This is a genomic window from Pseudonocardia sp. SID8383, from assembly GCF_009864975.1.
GTDB classification, from domain to species: domain Bacteria; phylum Actinomycetota; class Actinomycetes; order Mycobacteriales; family Pseudonocardiaceae; genus Pseudonocardia; species Pseudonocardia alni.
The window spans coordinates 1-5,680 of sequence record NZ_WWFY01000754.1; the positions used below are offsets into that span (position 1 = coordinate 1).

Sequence of the window (5,680 nt, forward strand, 5' to 3'; positions counted from 1 at the left end):
GCCCGGCGCGGCCGCGGCGAGGATGCGCCCGCAGTCGTCGAGGTCGCGGAACAGGCTCACGCCGCGGGCCGGGACCTCCGGGGCCCCGGGGTCGGCGAGACCGTCGGCCGGCGGCAGCCAGGCGCGGCAGCCGGTGGCGAGAACCAGCTCGTCGTAGGGGTGGACGGTGCCGTCGTCGGCGTGGACGACGCGCGCGGTCCGGTCGAGCGCCGTCGCCGCGACGCCGGTCTGCAGGTCGACGCCGTCGACGGCGGGCAGCGCGACCATGGCGGGCCGCAGCCCGCCGGCGAGCACGGTGGACAGCAGCACCCGGTTGTACGCGGGGCGGGACTCCGCGCCGAGGACGGTGAGCGTCACCCGCTCGCCGTCCGGGTCGCGCCGGCGGACCTCCTCCACGAAACGGGCACCGACCATGCCGTGCCCGATCACCACCACGCGCCTGCTCATGACACCGACGGTAGGAACGGGGGGTTACGGGCAGAACGCCGGCCGTTGCACGGGCGTTACGAGGTCCTCATTCTCGGCGGGCGGCGTCCGTGAGCCGGGACCTCGCAGCGGTTCCTCCCACCTCGCAGCCTCTGCAGGGTGTGCGAGGTGGGGCGGGACCGTGCGAGGTGCGCCTGTCGCAGCGGGGGCGGCGCCCACCGCCCGCGCGGTGATCCGCAGAGCGCGCGGTGATCCGCTGCTCGCGCGTGTCCCGACGCGCGCGAGCAGCGGATCAGCGCGCGGACCGACCCGCGCCGGTGGGGCTCAGCTCGGCGGCGGTGCCGGTCCCGGATCCGTCGGACGGGTTCCGGCCCGGCGAGGCGGGTTCCAGCCGCACCGCGGCCACCTTGAACTCCGGCATCCGGCTCACCGGGTCCAGGGCCGGGTTGGTGACGTTGTTCGCCGCCCCCGCCCCACCGAAGTGGAAGGGCAGGAACACCGTGTCCGGGCGCAGCGAGGCGACGCAGCGGACGCGCGCCGTCGTCGTCCCGCGACGGGACACGACGTCGGCCAGGTCGCCGTCGGCGAGACCGTGCCGGGCGGCGGTGTCCGGGTGCACCTCGACGAACACCTCGGGCACGACGTCCGCCAGCTCAGCGACCCGCCGGGTCTGCGCGCCGGACTGGTAGTGCACCAGCACCCGCCCGGTCGTCACGGTCAGCGGGAAGCCGCCGCCCGTGCCCTCGTCCGGCTCGACGTGGTCGACCGGCAGCATCCGGGCACGTCCGTCGGGGTGGCCGAAGCGCTCGGTGAACAGCCGCGGGGTCCCGGGGTGGTCGTCGGCGGGGACCGGCCAGTGCAGGGCCTCGCCCGCGTCGAGCCGGTCGTAGGACACGCCCGCGTAGTCGGCGATCCCACCGGCCGAGGCGCGCCGCAGCTCGTCGAACACGGTCCGCGGGTCGGCGGGGAACTCCCCCGGCGCGTCGAGGGCCGCGGCCAGTGCGGCGATCACCTCGAGGTCGGTGCGCACCCCGGGCGGCGGGGCGAGCGCGCGACGGCGGCGCAGGACCCGTCCCTCCAGGTTCGTCATGGTCCCCTCCTCCTCCGCCCACTGGGCGACGGGGAGCAGGACGTCGGCGCGCAGCGCGGTCTCGCCGGGCAGCACGTCGGCGACGACGAGCAGATCCAGTGCGTCGAGCCGCTCGGCGACGGCGCGGGCGTCGGGCGCGGAGACGAGCACGTTCGAGCCGAACACCAGCAGCGCACGCGGACCGCCGGGGCGGCCGAGGGCGTCGAGGAGCTCGACCGCGCTGCGGCCGGGCCCGGGGATCGAGGGCTCCGGCACCCCCCACACCCGTGCGACGTGCGCGCGGGCGGCCGGGTCGGCGATGTGCCGGTAGCCGGGGAGCTGGTCGGACTTCTGTCCGTGCTCGCGCCCGCCCTGGCCGTTGCCCTGCCCGGTGATCGTCCCGAACCCGGAGCCGGGGCGGCCGGGCAGGCCGAGCGCCAGCGACAGGTTGATCCACGCCGTCACGGTGTCGACGCCGTGCGCGTGCTGCTCGGCACCGCGCGCGGTGAGCACGTAGCGCCGCGTGGACTCCGCGAGCCAGCGCACGACGGTGCGCATGTCGGTGGCGGCGACGCCGCAGACCCGCTCCGCGCGCTCGGGCCACCACTGCGAGGCGATCGCCCAGACGTCGTCGAAACCGGTCGTCCGGTCGTCCACGTAGGACAGGTCGAGGTGCCCGTCGACGACGGCGGCGTGCAGCATCCCCAGCGCCAGTACCAGGTCGGTGCCCGGGCGCGGCGCCAGGTGCAGCCCGCCGGAGGCGAGCGCACGCTCCGCGGTCGGGGTGCGCCGCGGGTCGACGACGACCAGGCGCGCGCCGGTCAGGTGCGACATCAGGGGCGGCATGGTCTCGGCGACGTTCGCGCCGGCGAGGACGACCAGCTCGGCGTCGTCGAGGTCGGTGACAGGGAACGGCAGCCCGCGGTCGACGCCGAAGGCCCGGTTGCCCGCGGCGGCCGCCGAGGACATGCAGAACCGTCCGTTGTAGTCGATCTGGCTGGTGCCCAGCGCGACCCGGGCGAACTTCCCGAGTAGGTAGGCCTTCTCGTTGGTCAGCCCGCCCGCGCCGAACACCGCGACCGAGTCTGGTCCGTACTCGGCACGCAGGGCGGCGAGCCGAGCGGCGACGCCGGTGAGCGCGTCGTCCCAGCCGGTCTCGACGAAACCGGCCGTCCGCGAGGTCCTGACCAGCGGCGACGTCAGGCGTTGCGGATGGGTGAGCAGAGCGCCGGAGGTCCAGCCCTTCTGACACATGCCCCCGGCGTTGGTCGGGAAGTCACGGGCGTCGACCTCGCCGGACGGGCCGACCCACTGCCCGCACTGCAGGGCGCAGTACGGGCAGTGGGTGGCGGTCCGGTCCTCCGGACCCACGGCTCAGACCCGGGCCATCGCGGCGGCCTCGGTGCTCCCGGCCAGTGCCGGGCGCGGCCGCAGGTACACGGCCCAGGTGACACCGATGCAGAGGACGTAGAAGGCCAGGAAGCCCCAGAACGCGGGCGTGCCGGACTGCACCGTCATGAACGACTGACGGAAGGCGAGGTTGATGAACAGCCCGCCCAGCGCGCCGACCGCACCGGCGATGCCGATGACGGCGCCGGACAGCCGTCGCGCGGTGTCGAACGAGGTCCCGCGGTCCGCGCCCCCGGCGATCGCGACGCGCGCCCGCCCGGTGAAGATCGCCGGGATCATCTTGTAGGTCGACCCGTTGCCGACGCCGGACAGCGTGAACAGGGCGATGAAGCCGATCGTGAACAGCGTCAGCGACTCGATCCCCGACGCGAAGATGATCACCAGCGTGGCGACGGCCATGCCGACGAAGTTCCACAGGGTGACCATCGCGCCGCCGAACCGGTCGGCGAGCTTGCCGCCGTAGGGGCGGATCAGCGACCCGATGAGCGGGCCGATGAAGGTGACCGCGGCGGCCTGCAGCGGCGTCCGGTCGAACTGGTTCTGCAGGACCAGGCCGAAGGCGAACGAGTAGCCGATGAACGATCCGAACGTCCCGATGTAGAGGAACGACATGATCCACGTCTGGCGGTCGCGGCAGGCCTCGGTGAAGGCGCCGGTGTCGTTGGACATCGCGGCGATGTTGTCCATCCGCTTCCACGCCAGGAACGCCGAGATCGCGATGAACGGTAGGTAGACCGCCAGCAGCACCCGCGGGGAGCCCGCGCCGAGGGTGGCGATGACGAGCAGGCCGAGCAGCTGTGCGACCGGCACGCCGAGGTTGCCGCCGCCGGCGTTGAGCCCCAGCGCCCAGCCCTTCTCCTTCTCCGGGAAGAACGCGTTGATGTTCGCCATCGACGACGCGAAGTTGCCGCCGCCGACCCCGGCGACCGCGGCGACGACCAGCAGCGTCGTGTACGACACGCCCGGCTCCAGCACGACCATCGCCAGGATCGTGGGCACGATCAGCAACGACGCCGCGAAGATCGTCCAGTTGCGGCCGCCGAAGCGGGCGACGGCGAAGGTGTAGGGCAGCCGCAGGATCGACCCGACCAGCGTGGGTACGGCGACCAGGAAGAACTTCTGCGCCGCGGTGAACCCGTACTCGGGCCCCATGAACAGCACCAGGACCGACCAGATGGTCCAGATCGAGAAGCCGATGTGCTCGGAGAAGATCGACTGCCACAGGTTGCGACGGGCGATCGCCGAGCCTGTGCGCTGCCAGAACCCCTCGTCCTCGGGGTCCCAGTGGTCGATCCAGCGGCCGCCGATGCGGCGCCCCGGGGCAGAGGTGGTGGTCACGGATCGGTCTCCTGATCGCCGGCGGTCACGTCGACGACGACGCTAGGGAGCCCCAGTTTCCGACGGGTGGCCCCGTGTGACACCCCCGCAACGCTTATCTCACACGGGTGTCGCGACGGCTGTGAGCCGCCTCAGCGCATCGGGACGCCGAGCGGGGCGTCGCAGAACGCGCCGCCCACCCGGTGGTGCACCGGGTCGGCCGGGTCCGGCTCCGCGCCGTCGAGGAGCTCCTCGGCGAAGACCTCGGCGTCATCGCGCGGGTGGAAGCCGATCGCGGCGCCCTCCGCCGGCGACCACCAGCGACGGGTGTTGGCCGACACGCCCCACACGACGTGGTGGCCGCGGGTGCCGGGGGCGACGGCCGCCTCGACCAGGCGGGCGGCGTCGTCCGGGGACAGCCAGGTCGCGAGCATCCGGGCGTTCGACGGCCGCGCGAAGCAGCTGCCGATCCGCGCGGAGACCACGGTCAGGCCGAACCGCTCGTGGTAGAGCCTGCCCAGCCCCTCCATCGCATGCTTGGACCAGCCGTAGTAGGTGTCCGGGGCGGGCCCGACGGTCGCCGGCAGCGGGACGCCGTCGTCGCGGGTGCGGAAGCCCGCGGCGTGGTTGCTGGAGGCGAGCACGACGGTCCGCACCCCGGCGGCGACCGCCGCGTCGAGCACGGTGCGGGTCCCCTCGACGTTGACGGCGAGGATGTCGTCCCAGCCCGCCTCACCGCTGATCCCGGCGAGGTGGACGACGGCGTCGGCACCGGCCGTCGCGGCGGCGACCGCGTCCGGGTCGGTCACCGAGCCGGTGCGGACCTGCTCGCCGGGACGGGCCTGCAGCTCCGCGGTGTCGAGCAGGCGCAGGATCCGGCCGTCGCGGGCCAGCCGGGGACGTAACAACGTCCCCATGTTCCCCGCGGCGCCGGTGAGCAGCAGCGTGCTGGGAACGGCCACGTCAGAGCCGGCGGCTGACCAGGCTCGCGACCCGCTCGATCCCGGTGAGCGACTCGGTCGTCGCGTCCGGGTGCTGGGCGTGCAGGGCCAGCCGGTAGAGCACCGCCCGCAGCAGCGACTGCGGCCACTCGGGCAGCTCCGACCAGCGCTCGATCAGCTCCTCGTCGGCACCGCCCCAGGCGACCGCGTCGACGACGACGACCGCCGCCGCCCACTCCGCGGGCCGCCAGAACGGCACGAGGTCGAGCACCGCGGGCCGCCCCGTCGGGTCGAACAGCATGGCGCCGAACAGCTCGCCGTGCACGACCTGCGGGGTGAGCCGGATCGTGCGGCGGTGCGCGGCGAGCTCGGCGAACAGCCGGCCGCCGGTCTCGGGGTGCAGGTCCAGGCGGCGCTCGCCGAACGCAGCGGCCGCGGACCGGGACAGCAGGTCGTCGCGGTCGTCGAGCAGGCGCGGGCGCAGCACGGTCGCGGTGGCGGCGTGCAGCCGCAGCGA

Annotated in this window: 4 protein-coding genes and 1 pseudogene; all 5 read right to left on the reverse strand. The window is 74.2% G+C overall.

Features of this window, described 5'->3' with window-relative positions; translation table 11 throughout:
- On the reverse strand, positions 1-447 hold a 447-nt coding region (locus tag GTW08_RS18235), incomplete at its 3' end, for an FAD-dependent oxidoreductase (protein ID WP_161152268.1).
- Between the two features lie 271 nt (positions 448-718).
- Positions 719-2,866, reverse strand: coding sequence for a molybdopterin oxidoreductase family protein (locus GTW08_RS18240; RefSeq protein WP_083659137.1), 2,148 nt, complete (start codon positions 2,864-2,866; stop codon positions 719-721).
- Positions 2,867-2,869: 3 nt separating this feature from the next.
- Entirely contained in the window at positions 2,870-4,243 is a 1,374-nt protein-coding gene (locus GTW08_RS18245) for a nitrate/nitrite transporter (protein ID WP_073578324.1), read from the reverse strand.
- 131 nt (positions 4,244-4,374) lie between these two features.
- On the reverse strand, positions 4,375-5,184 hold the full coding sequence (locus GTW08_RS18250) for an NAD-dependent epimerase/dehydratase family protein (RefSeq protein WP_337826529.1): 810 nt from the start codon (positions 5,182-5,184) through the stop codon (positions 4,375-4,377).
- Position 5,185: 1 nt separating this feature from the next.
- Positions 5,186-5,680, reverse strand: a pseudogene (locus GTW08_RS18255) (TIGR02569 family protein); the annotation flags it as partial.